Annotated in this window: 18 protein-coding genes and 3 pseudogenes; 16 read left to right on the top strand and 5 right to left on the bottom strand. The window is 58.5% G+C overall.

Annotated elements, in window-relative coordinates; all coding sequences use genetic code 11:
• Positions 1-11: 11 nt before the first annotated feature.
• The 3 genes and pseudogenes from P3T40_RS33500 to P3T40_RS33490 all read left to right on the top strand — a co-directional run bounded on the left by P3T40_RS33500 (position 12) and on the right by P3T40_RS33490 (position 3,565).
• Positions 12-1,220, top strand: a complete 1,209-nt coding sequence (locus tag P3T40_RS33500; protein WP_429272000.1) for an FAD-dependent monooxygenase — start codon at positions 12-14, stop codon at positions 1,218-1,220.
• 273 nt (positions 1,221-1,493) lie between these two features.
• Positions 1,494-2,260, top strand: a pseudogene (locus P3T40_RS33495) (transposase); the annotation flags it as partial.
• A gap of 213 nt (positions 2,261-2,473) precedes the next feature.
• Positions 2,474-3,565, top strand: coding sequence for a porin (locus P3T40_RS33490; RefSeq protein ID WP_429271999.1), 1,092 nt, complete (start codon positions 2,474-2,476; stop codon positions 3,563-3,565).
• 704 nt (positions 3,566-4,269) lie between these two features.
• Here P3T40_RS33490 and P3T40_RS33485 read toward each other — a convergent pair.
• From P3T40_RS33485 to P3T40_RS33475, 3 genes and pseudogenes are all read right to left on the bottom strand, one after another.
• Positions 4,270-4,833 (bottom strand): hypothetical protein, encoded by a 564-nt coding sequence (locus tag P3T40_RS33485; protein ID WP_429271998.1) that lies wholly within the window; start codon positions 4,831-4,833, stop codon positions 4,270-4,272.
• Between the two features lie 13 nt (positions 4,834-4,846).
• Positions 4,847-5,137 (bottom strand): annotated as a pseudogene (locus P3T40_RS33480) (MFS transporter); the annotation flags it as partial.
• 254 nt (positions 5,138-5,391) lie between these two features.
• Positions 5,392-6,138, bottom strand: coding sequence for a fumarylacetoacetate hydrolase family protein (locus P3T40_RS33475; protein ID WP_429271997.1), 747 nt, complete (start codon positions 6,136-6,138; stop codon positions 5,392-5,394).
• Positions 6,139-6,351: 213 nt separating this feature from the next.
• On the opposite strand from P3T40_RS33475, the gene P3T40_RS33470 reads away from it, so the two are divergent.
• The 8 genes from P3T40_RS33470 to P3T40_RS33435 all read left to right on the top strand — a co-directional run bounded on the left by P3T40_RS33470 (position 6,352) and on the right by P3T40_RS33435 (position 15,147).
• The gene (locus P3T40_RS33470; protein ID WP_429271996.1) at positions 6,352-7,044 is read left to right on the top strand and encodes a dienelactone hydrolase family protein; all 693 of its coding nucleotides are present in this window, start codon (positions 6,352-6,354) and stop codon (positions 7,042-7,044) included.
• A 151-nt stretch (positions 7,045-7,195) separates the two neighbouring features.
• Positions 7,196-8,314 carry a cupin domain-containing protein gene (locus P3T40_RS33465; RefSeq protein WP_429271995.1) on the top strand — a complete coding sequence of 373 codons (1,119 nt, stop codon included), beginning with the start codon at positions 7,196-7,198 and terminating at the stop codon, positions 8,312-8,314.
• 518 nt (positions 8,315-8,832) lie between these two features.
• Entirely contained in the window at positions 8,833-9,600 is a 768-nt protein-coding gene (locus P3T40_RS33460; protein WP_429271994.1) for an IclR family transcriptional regulator, read from the top strand.
• Between the two features lie 997 nt (positions 9,601-10,597).
• Positions 10,598-11,296 (top strand): fumarylacetoacetate hydrolase family protein, encoded by a 699-nt coding sequence (locus P3T40_RS33455; RefSeq protein WP_429271993.1) that lies wholly within the window; start codon positions 10,598-10,600, stop codon positions 11,294-11,296.
• 257 nt (positions 11,297-11,553) lie between these two features.
• Positions 11,554-12,198 (top strand): maleylacetoacetate isomerase, encoded by a 645-nt coding sequence (maiA, locus tag P3T40_RS33450; RefSeq protein WP_429271992.1) that lies wholly within the window; start codon positions 11,554-11,556, stop codon positions 12,196-12,198.
• Between the two features lie 179 nt (positions 12,199-12,377).
• Positions 12,378-13,367, top strand: a complete 990-nt coding sequence (locus P3T40_RS33445) for a LysR family transcriptional regulator (RefSeq protein WP_429271991.1) — start codon at positions 12,378-12,380, stop codon at positions 13,365-13,367.
• A gap of 424 nt (positions 13,368-13,791) precedes the next feature.
• The gene (locus P3T40_RS33440; protein WP_429271990.1) at positions 13,792-14,535 is read left to right on the top strand and encodes a dienelactone hydrolase family protein; all 744 of its coding nucleotides are present in this window, start codon (positions 13,792-13,794) and stop codon (positions 14,533-14,535) included.
• 33 nt (positions 14,536-14,568) lie between these two features.
• Positions 14,569-15,147, top strand: coding sequence for a cupin domain-containing protein (locus tag P3T40_RS33435; RefSeq protein WP_429271989.1), 579 nt, complete (start codon positions 14,569-14,571; stop codon positions 15,145-15,147).
• A gap of 107 nt (positions 15,148-15,254) precedes the next feature.
• Here the strand turns inward: P3T40_RS33435 and P3T40_RS33430 are convergent, their stop codons facing one another.
• Positions 15,255-16,103, bottom strand: a complete 849-nt coding sequence (locus P3T40_RS33430; protein ID WP_429271988.1) for an IclR family transcriptional regulator — start codon at positions 16,101-16,103, stop codon at positions 15,255-15,257.
• 187 nt (positions 16,104-16,290) lie between these two features.
• On the opposite strand from P3T40_RS33430, the gene P3T40_RS33425 reads away from it, so the two are divergent.
• Positions 16,291-17,391: a cupin domain-containing protein gene (locus P3T40_RS33425; protein ID WP_429271987.1), complete on the top strand. Its 1,101-nt coding sequence runs from the start codon at positions 16,291-16,293 to the stop codon at positions 17,389-17,391.
• A gap of 392 nt (positions 17,392-17,783) precedes the next feature.
• Positions 17,784-18,752: pseudogene (locus P3T40_RS33420) on the top strand (MFS transporter); the annotation flags it as partial.
• A gap of 407 nt (positions 18,753-19,159) precedes the next feature.
• On the opposite strand, the gene P3T40_RS33415 reads toward P3T40_RS33420, so the two are convergent.
• Positions 19,160-19,303: a hypothetical protein gene (locus tag P3T40_RS33415; protein WP_429271986.1), complete on the bottom strand. Its 144-nt coding sequence runs from the start codon at positions 19,301-19,303 to the stop codon at positions 19,160-19,162.
• A gap of 126 nt (positions 19,304-19,429) precedes the next feature.
• Here P3T40_RS33415 and P3T40_RS33410 point away from each other — a divergent pair, with 126 nt between their 5' ends.
• The 3 genes from P3T40_RS33410 to P3T40_RS33400 are packed head-to-tail and all read left to right on the top strand — an operon-like array spanning position 19,430 to position 21,413.
• Entirely contained in the window at positions 19,430-19,633 is a 204-nt protein-coding gene (locus tag P3T40_RS33410; protein ID WP_429271985.1) for a hypothetical protein, read from the top strand.
• The gene (locus tag P3T40_RS33405) at positions 19,630-20,352 is read left to right on the top strand and encodes a dienelactone hydrolase family protein (RefSeq protein ID WP_429271984.1); all 723 of its coding nucleotides are present in this window, start codon (positions 19,630-19,632) and stop codon (positions 20,350-20,352) included. Before P3T40_RS33410 ends, P3T40_RS33405 begins: the two co-directional genes overlap by 4 nt.
• Positions 20,349-21,413: a maleylacetate reductase gene (locus P3T40_RS33400; RefSeq protein WP_429271983.1), complete on the top strand. Its 1,065-nt coding sequence runs from the start codon at positions 20,349-20,351 to the stop codon at positions 21,411-21,413. The genes P3T40_RS33405 and P3T40_RS33400 overlap by 4 nt, the downstream gene beginning before the upstream one ends.
• The last annotated feature ends 43 nt before the right edge of the window (positions 21,414-21,456 follow it).

The raw sequence follows: 21,456 nt of genomic DNA, 5'->3' as shown, positions 1-21,456 counted from the left end.
AAAGGAACAGCATGAAAGATTCAGGACGTATTGAGCGAGTCGTCATCGTCGGTGGTGGCGTGGGCGGGCTGACTGCCGCGTTGGCTTTGATAGGCCGGGGCTTCCAGGTGACTGTGCTGGAGCGGGCACCCGCCCTCGAAGACGTGGGAGCGGGCATACAGCTAAGTGCGAACGCCACGCGCGTGCTCAGCCTCTTGGGGTTCGACGAGACGATCGCAGCTTCAGGCGCGGAGGCGTCCGGAGTCACGGTCCGTCATTGGAACAGTGACCGGATGTGGGATATCGCCGAGATGGCCCGAGGCTCTCGCGAGAAGTACGGCCATCCGCATTGCATGTTTCATCGCGCAGACCTTCACAACATGCTTGCGCGAGCGGTTCTAAGCCACGGTGCGGAGATAATCCGGCTGGATAGTCGGTGCGAGTCGCTTGACACATCCGGATCGAGGCCCTCAGTTATCCTGCCTAACGGGGAAAGGGTCGAGGGCGACATCGTGGTTGGAGCAGACGGTGTGCACTCCCGTGTTCGCGCGGAGATCGTGGGTCCCGATAAGCCCCGGTTCTCGGGTTGCTATGCCTGGCGAGGCGTAATTCCGACCAGTCGGTTGCCCGACCACCTGCGTACTTCTGTGAGCACCCACTGGTTCGGACCTGGACGGCACGTCGTGCATTATCCGCTTCGCGGCGGTGAGCTCACCAATTTCGTAGGCGTCGTCGAGGGACTCGGCTGGGAGATTGAATCCTGGACGCAGAAGGGCTCTATGGCTGACTGCTTAACCGATTTCGAAGGCTGGCATGACGACATTCAAACCATGGTTCGCGCCATCGACACCCATTTCAAGTGGGCTCTGATGGTGCGTGATCCGATTCTTCGCTGGTCGTTCGGGCGAGTGACGCTGCTTGGAGATGCGGCGCACCCGACGCTGCCTTTCCTTGGGCAAGGCGCGGCTATGGCGATAGAGGATGGCTATGTGCTAGCACGCGCACTGGCGATTCATCGTGATGACCCGGAACGTGCACTTGAGGCCTACGACGCAGCGCGTGTGGATCGTACAGCTCGCATGGTGCGCGGCGCCAATGAAAATGCGGCACGCTTCCACAATCCAAGACTGGCCGACCCGGATGGCGCGGCGCAGTACATCGATACGGAATGGTCGTCGGATAAAGTGCGGCAGCGCTACGAATGGCTGTACGAATATAAGGCGGATGAAGTTCCCGTTTGAGTGGATGGGCGAAAAAGCGCTCGTTTTCAAATAACCTTATGTAGGTGCAACGCGATCGACGCCGACGTAAGCGGGCAATGCCTGCGCGAGCAAAATGTCATGCGGATACGATGGCGTCGACCAATCGTGGAACCAGCGTTTGTTAAGCAAAGCTTACCTGCTCGGTCACGTCACCCAAAGACTCTAACGGAATGAACTGAGGGCGCTGTTAACCTGCATCGCACTTTGCCAACCTTTTCGTTGTTTCGCTGACGAGGGGGCAGGGCTAAACCGATACTCGCCGACGAACTGTGGTTACAAATCCAGCCGTTGCTACCGCCGCCGAAATCACGCCAGACTCGAGTCCCGGGGCGCGAGCCGCTCGACGACCGCGCCGTTCCGGCTGGCATCCTGTTCGCGCTGCAGTTCGGCATTTCCTAAGAGACGCGTTCGCAGGAACTGGCTTGCGGCTGGGGCATGAGTTGTTGGTACCGGCTCCGTGACCGGTGACGAGCGAGTGTTTGGGGCCGATTGCACGCAGCGCTTCACGCGCTGCTGCAAGCAGCCGATTGCATCGAGTCGCCGAGTGTGGTCATCCCCTCGTCCGCCGTTCGCGCAGTGGGATCAGGTCAAGAACAGGACCCAACTCGACCGGTCGGGCGCGACCCGGCTCAAAGCATCACCTCCATATCAAAGCGTTGGGTGTCCCGCTCGCGTCCATCTTCAATGGCGCGAACCACAACGACATCGGTCAACTGCGACCGTTTTTCGGCACTATCCCGCCCAATCGGGACAGGTGTGGGCGGACGCTGTCAAAGCCAGTTGTCTTGTAGACAGATCGGGGGTAGGACTACAACAAATATCGCCAGCCACTGCATGCCGCGACTCTCGCCAAGCAAATCGCCCGCTGTGGCGAGCCGCACGGCAGTGTTCTTGGCAAGACCCGCTGGATCTTCGTATACCTTCGCACGGCGGCTCAACTTCGGACTTTATGCATCCGGCGCGAGCATCTCGTCGCCACACGCGGGGCGTTTATAAAAGTCGGCGCCTGCATTGTCTGCTGCGGCTGGCACTCGAGACTCAACGTCGTCCGTCTCAGATCGTTCGGAAAAACCGAACTGGCTCGCTGCGCGAGCTATATCCGTCTGTCGAAAAATTAGCATGACGGCGGCGAACGTGCAGCAACGCGGAGTGCTTCACGTAGTTTGGAGGTCAATCCCGTATTCGTTTTTAAAACCAGGCGTTACGCCATAAAAAGTGGAGACATGATCGTCATGAAAATGAAATGGAGCGCGGCGTTGCTCGTCGCGGCGACGGGGTTCACGTATGCCCAGAGCAGTGTCACCCTATATGGAATCGTCGATACAGGGGTGGCGTACTACAACCACGCTACAGCCCACGGTGGATCGGTGGTTGGGGTGCCTACTCTGACTGGTGAAGTACCGTCACGCTGGGGCTTGAAGGGCGTCGAGGACCTTGGTGGTGGCTACAAGACATTCTTCGTCGTGGAGAGCGGCTCTCAGCCGGGCACCGGCTCGCTGAACTATGGCGGCCGCCTCTTTGGCCGTCAGGCGAATGTCGGTGTAAGCAGCGACTACGGCTCGCTCACGCTCGGGCGGCAAATGAACATGACGATGTACGCGCTGACGAACGCGGATGTGATCGGCCCTTCGATTCACTCGATGGCTAGCTTCGACCCGTATCTGCCGAACTCGCGCAGCGACAATGCGGTTGGCTATCTCGAGAAATTCCGTGGCGCCACTCTCGGCGGAACATACAGTTTTGGTCATGACGCGGCCGGTCCTGCGGGCCCCGCGGCGACTAACTGCGGAGGACAGGTGCCGGGCGACTTCGTTGTGTGCAGGCAATACACCGCGTTGCTTGCCTATGATTCGGCGAGCTTCGGTGCGGCAGCATCCTACGACGTGATGCGAGGCGGTCCGGGCGCATCGGCACCGCTGAATAACAGCGCATACACCGATACGCACAACATCGTCGACGGCTACGTATGGTTTGGCCCGACGAAGATCGGTGTTGGTTGGATCAGAAACAACGTCGCAGCCGCGACTCATTTGCAGACCGATATCCTGTTTGCGGGGGCTACGTACTACGTCACACCTTGGCTTTACTTCGACGCCCAGGGCGTGCGTTACCTGCAACGCGGGCTGGCGGGGAAAAGTGACGCGAACTCGACATTGGTGGTCGGGCGCGTGAATTACCTGCTATCGAAGCGCGCCATGGTGTACACGTCGGTCGGGTATGTGCTCAACAGCGCGCTGGCTGCCGAGCCGGTTGCAGCTGGCGGCACCGTCGGCGCTGGTATGGATCAGCTTGGTGTCATGGTCGGTATCCAGCAGAAGTTTTGACCCAGCGTAACGGTGCGGGAGCGGGCAGCAGGTTTGGACCTTCATGGGACTTTTCCCGCGCAAGGCGCTCACCCAGCTTGCCGCATCGAACTATTTGTATCGAACGTCGATTCTTCGCGCCTTGTGACAGCGCCGCGGCTCATCCGACCCCATGATCAGGCAGACGGTCTGTCTCTTACGGTGCGATTCGGCCATCGACGCCTGGGCAACGTGCTCGATTCGCCCTTGGGCGGTTTTAAAGGTGAAGCGCAACACAGAGCGTCGCGAAGGGGGTATCAGGTTGAGACACAAGTTCAGGCATCTGGGTCATCGCCCGCATGCCTGAACCCTGCGGATGCATGCTGGCAATCGTCAGAGACCCTTCAGGCTGGAGCCGTTGGTATCATCTTCTCAATGCAACATCTTGCGAGTCTAGGTGGTGCACTTCACATTCGACAACGACCTTCTCGCCTCAAGCCGTCTCGCGCAGCGCTTCGGCAGCGGGGGGATTCGTTCTCGGCAAAGGCATTGCACATAAATCCAACAGCTGTCGCTGCGCCGAACGTGGGAATCCCCAAGGTACCAACGATTTCTCCAGGACCGATCTGTGGATGCAAAAGTGGTATGCCGATGACTGCACCAATGATTCCTCCTGCTCGCCCCACGCCAATCATCCACGCACTGCCCGTAGCCCGACACCGGGTCGGGTAATAGAGTATTGCGAGCTAAACCATCGACGCCTGCGATCCACGCAAAAAGAAGCCACCCATGAAAATTACGCCGATAAGAATCGGTCCATCCGCGATCGCAGCCCCTGTAATCCATAAGCCAATGGCTCCTAGCGCATACGTGCACATCGTCACGGTGGTCGGCGCGAAGCGGTCGAGAGACCAACCGCAGACAACGGATCCGAATACGCCTCCTAGTGGCATAAAGGCGGCAATTGACGCAGATTCTCTGACCGAGAAGCGCGCCCCCTGAAGGATCGTCGGAAGCCAGCTGATCATTAGATAGAACACCAGCAATCTCATGAAAAAGCCTGTCCACAGCTTTAACGTTCCGAAAGCAAATAGGTGCCTGAGGATCATCCGAACGCCTCCTTGCGTGTCCCTACTTCGCATTTCGAAGTCTAAGGTTGAAATCGCATTTTGCTTGGCGACCGGCATCCAGTTCATGACACGGTTGATTTTCGGTGCTGGCCAGTTTTGCGCGAGCATAAAACTTGGATCCGGTAAAGCTAGCAGCCCAAATGCTAACAATAGCGGCACGGTGCCGCCAAGCACGAACACGCTTGGTCATCCCAGGCTCGGCATCAGCTGCGCCGCTATAAAGCCTCCCTGCAGATGCCGCTAAGGGAAAACCGCAGCATAGGAGACTGACGAACGATGAGCGTCGGTTTGCTGGTGCGTATTCCGCGAGTAAAGTGCTCGCGCACGGTAGAGCTCCGCCTAAGCCTGGTCCCGTGAGAAAACGCAACACTGTCCGCCAATATATGGAGTGAACGAGCGAACAAACTAACGTGCAGGCTGCAAATATCGAAACGGGCCCGACAAGAATCGGCTTTCGTCCGGTCCGGCCGGCTATCGGGCCCACAACGAGCCAGCAGCTGTTCCGAACACGGCCGCGCGAAGTATCGGTCCGATCCGAGATCGCGGTACCTCGAATTCAGCAGCCAATGCGGGTGCAACAAACCCGATTGCGGCCTATCCATCCCATCGAAAATCACCACAAGGAGGCAACAAAGAACAATCAAGTACTGCAGGGGGTGACATCCGATTATGCGGGTGCATTTTTATTGATGTCGCAGGGCGTTCGTCGCCGTCGGTAAAAGTCATCTGGCACCTCCGTCAATGAGGCCGCGAAACGTTGGTGACAATGGAAGCAAAGCCCCCGACGCCTTCAATCTCCTGGTAGATCGTGTCTCCCCCGTGGATTGGACCGACCCCAGCTGGCGTGCCGGTGAAGATCAGATCGCCGGGAAAGAGTGTGTAAAAATCAGAGGCGTACGCAATAAGCTTTCGCACGCCGAATATCAAATCTCGCGTGTTGGCTCGTTGCCGTGGTTCGCCGTTCACGGACAGCATCATGTCAAGGTCGTCCGGATCGCTGATTTCGTCTGCAGTGACTAGCCAAGGTCCGAGGACCGTGAATGTATCGACGGATTTGCGCAGACTCCGATCTTCAGGGCCACGAATGGTGACATCGTTACCGATCGCGTACCCGGCAACGGTGTCGAGGGCGTCCGCCTCAGACACGTTCCGGCATTTTTTCCCAATCACAACGACTAGTTCAAGCTCGTGGTCAACCCGGCGACTGGTGGACGGCAGCACGATGGGTTGCGATGGTCCGATTAATGATGTGGTTGCCTTAAGGAACAGCCCATACGTGTCAATCGTCGTGACAGTGGTGCCGTTGTTAATTTGCGCATCTTCATTTGCCTCTTGCCTATGCAGGTGATAGTTCACAGGCGCGCCAATTATCTTGGATGGGTTGGCGACTGGAGAAAGCAGGGAGCAGTCGGTTAGGGCTACAGATTGTGACTGATCCGTGGATTCCTTAAACGCCGTGAGCAGTCCAGGCAGGGCGGCAATCAACGGGTCTCCTGGCTGCAGTGGCCAACGTCGCGCCTCCAGTCGTTCTGTCAAATGCGTCACGTCGAAGAGTCGATTGTTGCTGACGACCCCAACCCGGTTATCGTTGAATCTGCAAATGCGCATACGGTTAGCCTCCACTGAAAGTTGTACAATACGTAGGGGATGGTATATAGTACATCAATTCGACGATACGTCACAATCTTGGGAGGTGCGATGCTGGAAGTGCAGATTGGTGACAGGGAGGGCGACTCGTTTGTAGGTTGGCTGCAGCCGGCGGCAGCGCGGGGCCCTGGGATCCTGCTCTTGCAGGAGATCTTCGGAGTGAACGCACAGATCCGGTCGGTTGCGAAGCAGTTTGCAGATCGGGGGTTCCCGACTTTCGCTCCGGATCTCTTCTGGCGGTCGCGGCCGCGGATCGATTTGGGTTATTCGGACGCAGACCGTGCAATGGCGTTGAGCCTCTATCGAGACTTCGATGTGCAAGCTGGCGTCAGAGATGTGGGAATGGCGTTTGATGCGATGAAATCGCATCCTTCTTGCGACGGCCGGGTCGCCATGGTTGGCTACTGTCTAGGGGGGCTGCTTGCCGTCCTCGCCGCCGCGCAGCACAGACCCGACGCTGTCGTGGCCTACTACGGCGTGGGCATTGATCAGCATCTCCAGGAATTTTCCCGGATAACCTGTCCGGCGTTGCTTCACTTCGGAGACGAGGATTCGCACGTTCCGGAGCACGCTCTCGAGAGCATCGTGTCAGCAGCAGATGCAATGTCCAACGCGAAGGTCGCAGTGTACAGGGGTGCTGGACATGCCTTTGCGAATGAGCAACGCGCTGATTTGTATCGTCACGATTCGGCCTTAATGGCTGATGAGGCATCGGTTCGGATGCTGGGTGAAGTCTTCGGCTGAGCGCGCTTGTTCAACGGCGTGTATTGATCAATTGAGTGTTGTACATTGGACAATATATTGTACATATTAACCAATGCCGAGTAGGAATCAGCGGGCGCATCGAATTGGGTCGGCTCGTGGATTCGTCGGCGCAACTACCCGAGGGGATCTTATGGAAACACTTGAGCAAATGGAAATCACGAGCCTCGACGAACTGATTACTTCGGCGCGAGCAACATGTAGCGTACCGTATTGGACAAGCCGCGGCGATTGGCAGGGTAGCGATACGACCGACGTGCCCCATGTTTGGCGGTGGGCACAGTTAAGACCGCAACTCGCTGCCGCCGCGCGTCTACTGCCTATGGAGGAAGCGGAGCGGCGCGCGTTACTTTTCTGCAATCCGGGGTACGGCGGAAAGCCTTTCGCCACGTCGAGTCTGTTGGGTGCTTACCAGCTTACCAAGCCGGGAGAGAATTGCCCGGTGCACCGGCACACGCCGTCGGCTAGCAGATTTCTTCTCGAAGGTGAGGGTGGATGGACGACAGTCGAGGGTGAGAAGTGTGTCTTGAGCCGAGGCGACGTAGTCGTGACGCCACCTGGCGCGTGGCACGATCACGGCAACGATGGGAGCAGTGACATTGTATGGATGGACGTACTTGATTTGCCGCTGGCCTTGCGACTCAAATGTAACTTCTTCGAAACGGAATATTTCGAGGTCGACACTGCGTCGGAGAGCAAAGCGCCAGTAAGCTGCTTGTCGCAAAGTGAAAGAGTTGTGCGGGATTACTCGCCGACGGTATACGGCACCGGAGGTGTCATGCCTAGGTTCGTGACCCATGACCGGAGCACGGGGAGCCCCCAGTTCCTCTACAAGTGGAAAGACACGAAGGTGCGCCTCAATGCACTGCGGGACTTCGAAGGAAGTCCTCACGATGGCATTATCGTCGAGTACATAAATCCCGTCACGGGCGAGTCTGCCATGCAGACCTTGTCCTTTCATATGCAATTGCTTCGACCCGGTGAAGGCTGTCTACTTCACCGTTCTACGGCCAGTGCCCTCTACAGCGTTGTCGAAGGTTCGGGATATACGGAGGTGGAAGGTAAGCGCTATGAGTGGGGCGAGAACGACTCGATCGCCGTTCCTGCTTGGGCCTGGCATGCACACGTCAATACCAGCGCTAACAGGGATGCGGTTCTTTATTCGGTTAGCGAGTCGGCCGCGCTGCGCAAGCTCGGACTCTATCGCCGTGAAGGCAGGCAACTCGACGGCTCGATCGTTCGACTGGACTGACGTTGGGGGTCGCTGCGAGGACGGCGATGTGTCTTATACGGCGCAACATCGCGGTGAACTCAGAGCTTTCGGAGTTCTGTAATGGCCCGACAACGCGACACTGAACGATGGGTGATGCGCAAGCCGAAGGGCAAGTGAGATCGGCCGGGCTCTAAGCCGTCATGGCTTGGCCGGTCTTGCCAGTTTGAGCGCCGTGCCGCCTCGACATGGTGCTTCAGTGCGGTGAGAGTGGAGGCGTCAGACCATCTGGAGCTCGCCTTTCATGAGAGACCAACCTTCCAGGCACTGCCACGGTCGGCCCCTCGCCTCAGAACTCGCGCTGTGAGTCGTAGAATGGCAGGCTATCGGCGGTGCTAACGAGGGGACACCGCGTGATGAAGAAAGCAATAGCATATAATTATGCCAATTTCTGCCCAGCCCCGCCAATGTGAGCGTTGATGGCGTTTTTGCCAATCATGCACCCAGTTTACACGATTCGGAATAGCTGTTTTTCATAATATAGAACTGCGTCATCCCACGTGCTGGAAGATACCTCAATTAATATGTCGAATCGAGCAGGTTCAGAACGAGAAATTCCCGGCATACAGTCGGTCGAAATCGGCGGGACGTTGATACAAGCGTTGGCCGAGGAGGGCGTGCCGATGACCTTGACGTCGATTGCCAAGAAAGCTGGCATGCCGACGAGCAAAGCACGCCGCTATCTTGTCAGTCTCATAACTGCCGGACTAGTACAGCAGGATTCGGCGTCCGGACGGTATTCGCCGGGCCCGCTGGCGCTGAAGATCGGACTTGCCGCACTTGCGCAAGTAGACGTCGTCCGGCAGGCTGAAGCGATTTTGAAAGAACTGCGTGACGATCTCAACGAAACCGTGGTCCTTGCCGTTTGGGTTGACGGCAAGCCCGTCATATTGCGCAGAGAGGACAGTTACCGTCCCATTACTTTAAACATTCGAATAGGATCGTCTGTGTCAGACGAGTCGTCAGCGACCGCTAGGGTTTTCAAAGCACACGGGTACGGAAGCGAACTGCGGCACGCGCGCAGTGGGTTAACTAGCACGCTGAAAGCGGTCCTTGCGCAAGGGTTCGCGGAGGTATGCGGCGATTTTGTGTCTGGGCTTTATGGCATCAGTGTTCCCGTCCTTGATGGTTCAAACCAGATTGCAGCGGCTATAACGCTAGTGACGCAGTTGTCCACGGTCGACGACCGTCGGCGCCGCGAGTTGCAGGTTGCCTTGGTGGAAGCAGGAAAGAAGCTTTCGGTATCACTCGGGAATATGCCGGTTTAGTTTATTGCGGGCGTGTTGGAAATCCCCTGGGGCACGGATATCTACGCCCGGATGTGCGGGAAGCTGCGTCGCCAGCTCGTGACCTGTCTGTGCCACCATCGCACCGATCGCATGCTGCGACGGAGGGTTGCCGACGTTGACGCCATGGCAATAGCGTAAATGACCGGCCTCGCACCACACATGCTCTCTACTCGCGGTTCGAAGTCTTCTCCAGCATGCTTGAACTTGCGTCTCGACCTGACCGCCTGTTCGCCAGGCTCGGTGTTGCGCTCCAGTCTAGAAACCGTCGTGCGCTAACGGCGCCTCGACGTCCCCATTCAATATTCATTTTCTGAATAGAAGCAACTAAGTAGTTCGCATTGCGTGCTTGCACCTCTGAAAACATACTGACGGTAGGAGATCAGCAAGTCTTTCGGAGTGACATGTTCCATATCGCCTCTGAGCGGATGGTCCTGAACAAGGAATGACGGCTTTGCTGAGAAGAGCTGGAGCCGCTTGCGGTTCGAACAGCGCGCTAGGCGATGCGCTTGTTCGGGACGTGGAAAACCTGGGTTCACTCAATTATTGCCAGATCGCCACGAGCCGACCCGGGCGTTCATCTACCCGTTTGCGCAGACGAAGCAGGTGCGACCCGGGCTCGATGCGACACCCACCGATCCTTACCACGACGACGGGTTCCGCGACGAGACCGGTCAGCCGGCGCTTCGCCGGTGGCGGCCGTCGGTGTGTCCGTTTCGCGCCTGAAGGTCTGAGGCGAAGCCAGCCCGTACAGCCGTACCGGCAGCACGGGCTGCACTTGCCTCGAAGGAGAGGGCTCGGTCGAGATCGACGGTAGGAAATTCGAATTCGGGAGCGACATGTTTGTTGCCCCGCCGCGGTGCCTGCACCCGTTTTGTGTCGCGGCAGACACCATCTTTTTCAGCTTTTCCGACCGGGCCGTCCAATGGGTACGGGATCGTGGCGAAGAGAAACTTTCGTAGTCTGTCTGGAGAAAATCATGGAATTTGCAGTTCCAGTCGCTCCCCTGTCCGCGCTCCAAGTAGAGGGCCATGTGGAAGTGTTTCCCGTCAACCGCGTGTTTTGCGTCGGCCGTAACTATGCCGCCCATGCACGTGAAATGGGCAAGGATCCTGACCGGGATCCACCGTTCTTCTTCATGAAGCCGGCCAATGCAGTGGTGCAGGCCGGAGCCACCGAGGTCACGATTCCGTACCCGGCAAAGACATCAAACTTTCACCATGAAATCGAACTGGTCATCGCCATCGGCAAAGGTGGTTCGAACATCCCGGTGAACGACGCACTGAAGCATGTGTACGGTTACGCGGTGGGGTTGGACATGACCCGCCGGGATTTGCAGCTCGATGCGCGCGATAAAGGACGCCCGTGGGAATTCGGAAAGTCCTTTCCGAAGTCAGCGCCAATTGGCCCCCTGCACCGGGCTGGCGAACTCGGCGTTTTCAACGCCGCCGCCATCACGTTGACGGTCAACGGGCAGCTTCGTCAGGCATCAGACATCTCGCAGCTGATCTGGTCCGCGGCCGAATGTATCGCATACCTGTCTGAATACGACGCGCTTGAACCCGGCGATCTCATCATGACAGGTACCCCGGAGGGCGTGAATGCCGTGCAGCGCGGCGATGTCATGCGCGGTGCGATAGATCGCCTTGGCGAGATAGTCGTTCGCGTGGGCGCCTGATGTTCTGAGATCCGGCAGCGGAGATCGGAACGGTGAGGAGGTAGACGCGCCTGTTCTATTTAACACGCAGCCCGCATAGCTGGACGAGGAATCGAGTTGCATCCCGTTTTGGGACTAACCGTCGACGACTATGCAATCGACAATATGTGCTCGCGTGGTTGTGGGAGGTTGTGCGACGGGTTCCCCTGCCGGCGTGCCGCGGGCGTCTCAAGTCGCCGCATGCGGCTGCCAACTCACTCAATACATCCAACAGAAATATGAAACTTTACAACTACTTCCGTAGCACATCCTCATATCGCGTTCGCATCGCGTGCAATCTGAAGGAATTGCCATACGAATATGTGCCGGTCCATCTCAACCGGAATGGCGGCGAGCAGTTTGCGGCAGATTTTTCGTCGCTCAATCCGCAGCAACTGGTACCCGTGCTGCTCGACGGAACATCGCTGGTCTCACAGTCACTGTCGATCATCGAATACCTGGAGGAGTGCTATCCGGATACGGCGTTGCTACCTGCGGCGAGTATTGAGCGGGTCCGGGTGCGACAACTTTCGCAATACATCGCCTGCGAAATACATCCGCTGAACAATCTTCGTGTCCTGAAGTACCTGACGGGGCCGCTTCAGCTATCGATTGAGCAGAAGCAGGCATGGATTGTCCATTGGCTCCGGAGTGGGCTAGAAGCCCTCGAGCGCGAACTCGATGGTAGCGCTGTGCGTGGAAGATTCTGCTTCGGCAATAGCCCGACAATGGCGGACTGCTGCCTGGTTCCGCAGTTGTACAGCGCACGACGCTTCGGCGTCGACGTTGATGCCTATCCTGTGCTACGGGCGATTGACGATCAATGTCAAACCCTGGATGCGTTCCAGGCAGCGCATCCGGACCGCCAACCGGATGCTGAGTAACCGCTGCGTCTGTCGGTGATCAATTGCTGGCGCTGCGTAGCGCGGGTCAGTAATTGAGGTCCGGTACCTATCTGGGTCGGAAATGAATAGTGACCTTGCTCCGTGCGCCAGCGAACCGGGCGATCCGTGCGTAGCATCGAAGCGCGGACCTCGCAGTCATTGCGTCTTTGCGCGTTCTGATGGAAGTGGCATACTATTATAATGATAACGGACCCATTCAGATCGTGAATAAGCAGTCGCTTGACTTGAATCTGCTGCGTGTCTTTCGCGCGGTGTGGGAACGGCGCAATGTCTCGCGTGCGGCAGAGGACCTGGGCGTATCCCAGCCAACGGTGAGCCATGCCCTGCGAGAGATTCGTGGGCATTTCAACGATCGCATCTTTGTGCGAGTGCCTGGAGGGGTTATGCCGACCCCGCTGGCGGAAATCATCGCGCGTCGCATCGGTCAGGCGCTTGCGCTACTTGAACAGGGACTGGACATCCGCGGCGACTTTGACCCTTCGTCAAGTCGCCGGGAGTTTACAATCGTCATGACTGACGTTGCAGAAGCCATCATTCTGCCGTGCATCATTGGTGTTTGCCGGGAGAGCGCACCCGCTGTTTCGTTTCGCGCGATACAGTTGCCCACCGAATCGGTCGTGGCCGCACTGCGCGACGGGGGCGCGGACATTGCGATTGGTTTTAATCCTGCAGTGCGCGCCAGCCTCCTTCACAAATCTCTCTTCCGAAGCGAGTACGTCTGCATTGCAAGTTCGGCCCATCCACGAATCAAAAATGTGCTCCGTTCCGAAGACTTCATGAATGAGCGGCATGCAGTTGCGCAGTCTCAGGGAACCGGACATCACGCGGTGGAAGCCGCGTTGCAGCGGATGGGCTTGCTCGACTCCATTGGCGCTCGTGTCCCTCACTTCATGTCGCTGCCAGCCATCGTGGCAGCGAGTGACATGATTGCGACCATCCCGCAACCATTGGCAGCACTGATGCTGCCCGTTGCCCCGGTGAGAATTTTTCCGGTTCCCATTCGATTGCCCAAACTCTTGATCGAGCAGTTCTGGCACGAACGTTTTCATGACGATGCTGCGTCTCGCTGGCTAAGAAACCTTCTTCCTCGCGCCATGCAAGAGGTGTTTGCAAGTGGAACACCGGGCTTTCGTCGCGAGGCGGACTAGCTCGCACGCTGACTGATCGTACGGAATTTCCGGGCATGCGCTCCAGTAAGCTTCAAGGCGTTTGAAGGCTAAGGACATGGCATCCCGGCGACGCAATATTTCGTTTTTATAAATACTTAGTAGTGCGAGATAGTATGTAGGCCAAGCCATGCCTGCCGAATGACAATACGCTTTGCGGCTGCCACCTAGTCCGTGCAGCACTCGCCACGCCCTGTATCGCTGGGGTGAGACCTGAGTTCAAACCAGCCCGGACGTCCGATTGCTCCGATCATTACTTGGCCGGTGCGGCTGCAGGCGCGTCACCATTGCGTCCTTCGCCGCACGATCATTCAGGCGGAGAATAGTGAGAACAAAATTATTAACATTGCGCCACTAGACCCTTGCGGTGACACTTCAGGTTAACGAAATAAGGATAGGTGTCCCCATGAACAGCAGCGATATTGAGCAGCTTTCGTTTCCAGGTGGCGCATCGTGCCACCTTCTGCGGCCAGTCCATGACACGCAGGCCATACCGGCGCTCGTTGTGATGATGGCGGCAATCGCCGGCGTCAACGACTACGTCGTCGCTCGGGCGAGAAGTCTGTGCGCGGATGGCTACACCGTCGCTGTGCTCGAATACTTTGGACGGGAAGGCGCGGCCCCGGACATCTCCACGCCGCAGCTGATTGGTGAGGCTGTCGCCGCGCTGGATGATCGACGTGTGCTCGCGGATCTCGAAGAGATCCTGGAGTGGGCGCGTAGCGCAGGCTTCCCGCTTTCGAAAGTGGGCCTGCTCGGTTTCTGCATCGGCGGAACCTACGCCGTGCTGGCGAGTGCACAACATGCGGTCGGTTGCGCGGTCGACTACTACGGTCAGCTTAAATATGCATCACGTACCGAGCGTAAGCCCACGGCGCCGGTTGATGCCGCCGAGTCACTGAAGGCGCCGTTACTGTGCCATTACGGCGACTGGGACCGCCTGGTAAGCCGGGAGGAAATTGACGGATTTACTAGTCAGTTGCGCACGACCCAAAAGCCGTACGAGCTCTTCATCTACAACGGCGCACCGCACGCGTTCGACGAGTGGTTCCGGCCAGCGGTTTTTCGGCCGGCTGCGTCGAACGCCGCCTGGCAGCGCACACGAACTTTCCTGAATTGGCACCTGCGCGGACACGTCGGCGCGCACTAACCAATAACTTTCATTTTACTTAAGGAGGCAAACATGAGTGAGGACAATGCAGTCAAACACGAAACGTCCCCAGTGACGGAAATCGTCGACCGCACCGAATGGGCGCAGATGATGACGGACGACGAGTACTATCCGTTCCTCGTCAAGAAGAACTTGCGTCCCGCCATTTGGCGCTGGCAGGATGTGGAGGAGCGGTTAGATGTCGTCTTGAAAGACCCGCTGCGCAACGCGGATCGCCGCTTTATTGCGCTGGTCCATGGCGACACCGGCGAAGCGGGTGGAGTGTTCCCGTCAATCTTTCTGGGCATTCAAGGGATCAATCCGGGCGAGCACATCGTCGCGCACCGTCACAACTCGTACGCGCTGTATCACATCGTGCAGGGGGAAGGTTACTCTATCCTGGACGGCAAGCGCTTCGACTGGAAGCGCGGCGACACGTTCGCCTGCCCACCGATGGCCAGCCACGAACACATCAACACCGGCACTGAGCCCGCGATCCAATATGTAATTCAGGACATGCCCGCACGTGCGATGGAGCGGAACCTGATCTGGGAAGAACCAATAGGCCACGTCTTCCACATGGTGGAGGGAAATCGCCCGCATCAACCGTGACATGATGGCGCCTCTTTGGAGGCGCCATCGGACTGCAGGCGAACTCCGCGTTTTCCGGAACTTGGAGTTCGTCTGTAGTCGCAGAGCAGCCAGTCGATGGCGCCTCCTCAGCCTGAGTTCTTAGCTTCTTCGGTTGCGCGGCCGATGACACCTGCGTCGTAACCCAGTCGCTCCGACGCGAGCGCGGCGCAATCGAGCAACGACTTGATATGGGCCGATTCTCCAGAAAGCGCCAGATCGTTGTCCCGTCCGAGCACCCCGATCACGACGCTGACGTTACCTTTGTGATCGTAGAGAGGGGCGGCGACGGCACTTACGCCGGGTACGCTCAGCCCCGAGACGGCAGCGTAACCGTTTGCGCGGATTTCTCCATAGAGTTCTCGCAGCTGGGCCGGCGTGAACTTCCGCCCGGAAACCGAAAGCGTGTGCTCCTGAAGCCTGGCGGCCTTCTTCACACTCTCCTCGGGCAAATGGGCTGCGAATACCCGTCCAGCCGCGCTCACGTGAATTGACAGTTGCGCTCCGACGCGGATGTTCATGTAAATGGGGCGGTCGGCTTCCTCCAGCAAACAGACGACCGGACCCGTATCCGTCCAGATCGCGCCGAAAGTTGTATCTCGCGTGGCGTCCCTCAACTGTGCGATTGCCCGGGCCGCTTCCCGGACCGGTGAGCATGCCCATAGTCCGGAGAGTCCTATCACGATCGAGCTCCGGCCAACCCCGTAGTAGCCACTGCCCGGGTCCTGCTCGACGAGTCCTGCTCGCGTGAGGCTCACCAGGTAGCGGTGCACCTTTCCAACGGGCATGCCGCATTTCGCCGCAAGTGACCGCAGGGGAACGAGACGTCCAAAAGTCGCAAGTGCCCTCAGAATTTCCGCCCCGATTTCGACCGACTGAATGCCGGGACGCTGGTCATCGGCCTGATCGTCCTGCTCGGCTTTCGTTGTTACGTTCATCGCCTTCCTTTCATGGATTGATGCAAAGGGTATCAGCGGCCTCACTCGCCTTCAAGCTGCGCCGCCGTAGCTCCCGTGCCGAACTTTAACGACGCGTGCTTGACAAGCAATTTCACGTCTTATATTGTATGATGCATAGTACAATATACGATATTAAACGAACGCAAAAAAGTAGAAGGAGATAACCATGGAGCTTGATCATACTGGCGTGCGCGCCCAACTATCGAGCGACGCATCCGCGCTCAATCTGGTGGAGTTCTGGGAACAGCGTATGGAGATCGAAATTGAGGAGCCGCGGGTGACGGCTGTGCCGCATCACTGGAAGTGGTCGGACATCAGCCCGCGGCTCGCGGTGGCCGCCAGGACCGTGCCGATCGAGGAGTGCGAGCGGCGGGCTCTGGTGTTCGCCAATCCCGGGCTGTCTGGCAAGCCCTACATTACGCAGACACTGTTTGCTGCCTATTCGCTTTACAACCCGGGGGAACAGGCGCCGGTCCATCGTCACACACCGAATGCGAGCCGCTTCGTGCTGGAAGGCAACGGAGGGTTTACCGTGGTGAATGGCGAGAAGATTCAAATGTCACGCGGCGATCTGGTGCTAACGCCTAACGGTTGCTGGCACGATCACGGAAACGAAGGGACGGAACCGGTCATCTGGGTTGACGTTCTCGACGTTCCGCTAGTCGAGTCACTCAATGCAACGATGTTCGAATTCGACTATGTCGAAGATACGCAACCGAAGACGATCCAATCGATCGCAGCACCGTCGGGGTATTCCACGCAGTTGTACTCGCGCGGGGGTCTCACGCCGACCTTCGTTGACCACCGCAGGGGCCGCGGTGATCACTCCCCGATGTTCGTATATCGATGGAAGGACACGCGAGCAGCGCTCGATGCCATGTCCAGTCTGCCTGGCACTCCATACGACGCGATCACGGTCGAATACACAAACCCGGTTAGCGGCGGCCCTGTGATGGATACCATGGCTTATAGAAGCACGTTGCTGCGCGCAGGCGAGCGGACGCTACCGCAAAGGCGAACCTCTTCCTCAGTGTTCGTCGTGCTGGAAGGTACCGGGAAAACCGAAATAAACGGGAGAACTTTTGAGTGGAAACCCAACGATGTCTTCTGCGCTCCCCCATGGTCGTGGTATCAGCATGAGTCGACCGGCGGCGAGGCGGTGCTCTATTCGGTGACGGACGAGCCTGCCCTCAAGAAACTCGGCTTGATGCGAAAACAGGCGCGTAACGACGACGGAACCATCTCTAAACTGGAAGCAGGTAGGTAATCAAGGCGCAGGGGGGCGACGGCAGTCGTCGTCTTCAAATCAGCGCGGATCTGGACAAGGAGGGCGTCGTCGACGCCGTCCTTCGAGCGCTGGCAGGGATCCTTCTTCGCGCGATAGTGCGTTCGGTGACGCGTTGCATCACCGCGTCGCTGCTCGCCAGAGCGGTACCACGCGCAGTAGTGACCCGATATGGCCCTCGATTCGCCGACGACATCACCGTCAATCGTCGATCCGGTGGTCGACCCCACTCCGCCCGGAAAGATGCTGACCTCGCTGCCATCGCAAGCTTGTGGTCGGCGGGGCCTGTGCGCATTCACTTTCGCAGAGCGAATCATGACATCTGAAACCTCGCCTGGGCGCGTAGTCCAGGCGCAGACAAACCCACGCGGGGCCTGATCGCCCTCTTTGCATTCCGCTGTGGCGTGATTGCCGCCAATCTTTACTACGCGCAGCCGGTCTCCGAGCTGATCGCGCCGAGCATCTTGGCGACCTGCTCGAAAACCGCAAGCTGGTAGTGACGAACGCGGCCGTTTCCATCTTCCATCTCTGCGTTGTTGCCGTAACGGCCAAGCCGGCGCGTTTCTCGCGATTTCGTTTCTGATCGGCTTCAGCTCGGCGACCGTGCAGATTCTGATTCCCCTCGCCGCGCATCTTGCGCGGCACGAATCGCGTGGTGGCGCGGTCGGGAACATTATGAGCGGTCTGTTGTTGGGCCTTGTCCTGTCACGACCGATCTGCAGCCTCATCGCAGGTCACTGCGGCTGGCGCGCCGTGTGCGGATCGGCGGTCGTGCTGACGGCGTTTATCACGATGGTTCTCGTGCTGACGATACCGAGCCGCCAGCCGGCGCATCAGGCGACGTACTTCACGCCTGATCGACTCGCTGGGCGATTTGGTCATGACGCAGCCTGTCGTGCGCCATCGCTCGCTCGCCCGGCGGTGATGTTTGCCTCGTTCACCCTGTTCTGGACCGCGTGCCGGTTAAATTGGCACGGCACTTCGGCATGTCTCAGACCGGGCTCACTGTTCGCGCTGGTCGTCGGTGCACTGTGTTACATGCTCGCACTGATCCACCCGGCCTGGGGTCTGGTCGCGCTTGTGGTCGCCAGCGTCGTCCTCGGCTTCGCGGCTCAGATGTGCGTGGTACTCGGGTGGTGCGAGATCTATGCGTCCTGTCAGCCAGAACCGGCTCAACGCACTTTTCATGATAAGTACCCTTGTCGGCGTCGCTTTGCGGTTCGCACTCGCCAGCACGGATTACGAGCATGGCGGCTGGAAGCTCGTGGCCAGCGCAGCCATTACGTTTCCTGGGATCGCCCTTTGTCCATTACCTTGCCATTGGAAGGTCGGTTTCCGATCGCCGGCCGTGGACAAAACGTGCCATTTCCCCGGGGTGTCTAGGCCGCCGTTTGCTTTCTACAGGACAAGCGTCGATGTCGATTGTAGAAAAACAGGGTTATTGCACGCTGTGCCGTTCGAGGTATGGTGCGATCTACGGCTTGGAGCGGGAACGGATCGTCAGCGTACGGCCTATCCGGCGCATCCGACCGGACAGACAATGTGCCTGAAAGGTGGGGCTGCTGGAGAAATGATTAGTCATCCAGATCGACGGATGTATCCGAGGCGGCGCACGTGTCCAAAGATACTGGCCGCGTCCTGCCCGACGAGTTCCGCTCGCGTGAGGCTACACCAGGACCGGCGTACCTTTCCGATGGGCACGCCGCATTTCGCCGCAAGTGACGGAAACTTCCAAAGGTCGCAAGCGCTGTCACAATTTCCGCCCCATTTCGACCGACTGGATGCCGGGACGCAGGTCGTCGGCCTGATCGTCCTGCTCGGCTTTGATTTCTACATTCATCGCCTTCCTTGCATGGATTGGTGCACTGGGTATCAGCGGCGCCACTTCCTTCAACCTGTGCTCTCCTGGCTGCCGTGCCGAACCTTCATGCCGCGCACGCTTGACAGGCGGTCTTTCATCTTATACCGTATGACACATATTACAATGTATGATATCGAGTGAGCGACAAACGAGCAGGAGATGAGTACGGAGCTTGATCACACGCTGGGCGTGCGTGTCCCATTCTCGAGCGACGCATCTGCGCTGAATCTCATGGAGTTCTGGGAGCAGCGTATGGCGATCGAAATTGAGGAACAGCGGGAGCTCGCACTCAAGAAATCCGGCTTTATGCGCAAACAGGCGCATAAGGACGACCACGCCATTTTTGAACTGGAGGTAGCATGAACGCAGCACAATTTCTGTCCGGCTGGCAGGCGGTTTCCCAACAAGAAGACATCGAAGCGTTCTGCGTCGGCCCCGCCCAAGGCGAGAACGATGCGCCGCGCGGCACCGTTCTGCTTCTTCAGGAAATTTTCGGCGTGAACCAGGCGATCCGACACAGCGCGACGAAACTAGCCGAGAAGGGATTCAGGGTGGTGTGCGCAGACGTTTTCGGCCATCTCGAGCGCCGCGTCGATCTCGGCTATAGCGAGGCCGACCGCCAACGCGGTTTCGCGCTGCTCCAGGCATTCAACCCGGAGACGGCTCTCGATCACTGTAACGCTGTAGCGGAGTGGGCGCGTCACCAGCCCGGCTCCAATGGCAAGCTGGCCGTCGTCGGGTTCTGCATCGGCGGCCTGCTCACGCTGAAGTACGCCGCGCGCTTTCATTGCGATGCCGCGGTTTCTTTCTACGGAGTGCGGGTTCACGAGCATCTGAAGGAGTTGCGCAGTATCGAATGTCCGCTGCAATATCACGTGGGCGAAGCGGACACTCACGTACTCCCGGATCATATCAACGCTATCGAGAAGGTCGTGGACGGCATGCCGAACGCAACCGTCTACACCTACAAGGGCGCGAAACACGGATTCTTCAATTCGTTGCGTGAGGAGGCGTTCAATCAGGAGGCGTTCCACGCAGCAGACCACCGCATGCTCGAACTGCTGACGGAGCGACTCCAATGATCCTGCCGTTCCAGTTCGAATGCCACTCGCCGACCGTCATGTTCGGCGCTGGGCGCGTCACTGACCTTGCGGGCCGCCTCGATCAACTGGGAAAGTCGCGTGCACTGCTCATCACCACGGCGGGCGGCGGCCGCCGCTACCGCGAAGTCGCCGAAGTCCTCGCGTCACGGCTTCGCGCCTCGTTCGATGGCGCGGTGCCGCACTGTCCCATCGAGGTAGCGACTGCAGCACTCGACGCGTACCGCCGGCAGGAATGTGATGTCCTCGTGACCGTCGGTGGAGGATCGACCGTCGGCCTCGGCAAATATATCGCGGCGGAAACTGGGGCGCCCCATATCGCATTGCCGACCACGCTCTCGGGGTCGGAGATGACGTCTCTGTTCGGGGTGCTCGTGGATGGCGAAAAGCGCACCAGGCGGGAACCTGGGGCACTCGCAAACACCGTCATTGTCGATCCGGCGCTCGCGCAATCTTTGCCAATCCACGAGACAGCGACCACCGGCATGAACGCGCTCGCGCATTGCATCGAGGCGCTCTATGTCCCGAAGAGCAATCCGTTGACCAGCCAGCTCGCGCTGACCGGCATCGACATGCTCTACCGTGCGTTGAAGAAACTGGCGAACGAACCCACCGACCTGGAAGCCCGAAGCGAGGCGGCTTATGGCGCAACGATTGGCGGCCTGATGGTCAATTCGGTCGGCATCGGCATGCATCACCGGATCTGTCACGTACTGGGTGGGCGCTTCCAGGTGCCCCACGGCGAGTCCAACTGTGTCGTGCTGTCGCACGTGCTGGCGTATAACGCGCCGGCGATACCAGAGGCATGCGCTACGATGGGGACGATGATGGGCGCGCATCCAGCCGTGGCGCTGCAGCAACTCGTACGCGATCTGGGGGCTCCAGTCGCGCTGCGCGAACTAGGCGTTCCGGCCGACAGGATCGCCTCCATTGCGGTTGAATCTTGCCACCATATCGATCACAACCCCTTGCCTGTTGACGAGGCGGCCGTGCTCAAGTTGCTCCAAGCCGCATGGACTGGACAGGAACCGTCCGTGAGGTAAGCGCGGCAGGGAGTTCATCCCAATATCCTTCCGACGCTGGCGG

The sequence above is a fragment of the Paraburkholderia sp. EB58 genome (genome assembly GCF_050436665.1).
GTDB lineage: Bacteria > Pseudomonadota > Gammaproteobacteria > Burkholderiales > Burkholderiaceae > Paraburkholderia.
This window is presented reverse-complemented; position numbering and strand designations above follow the sequence as displayed.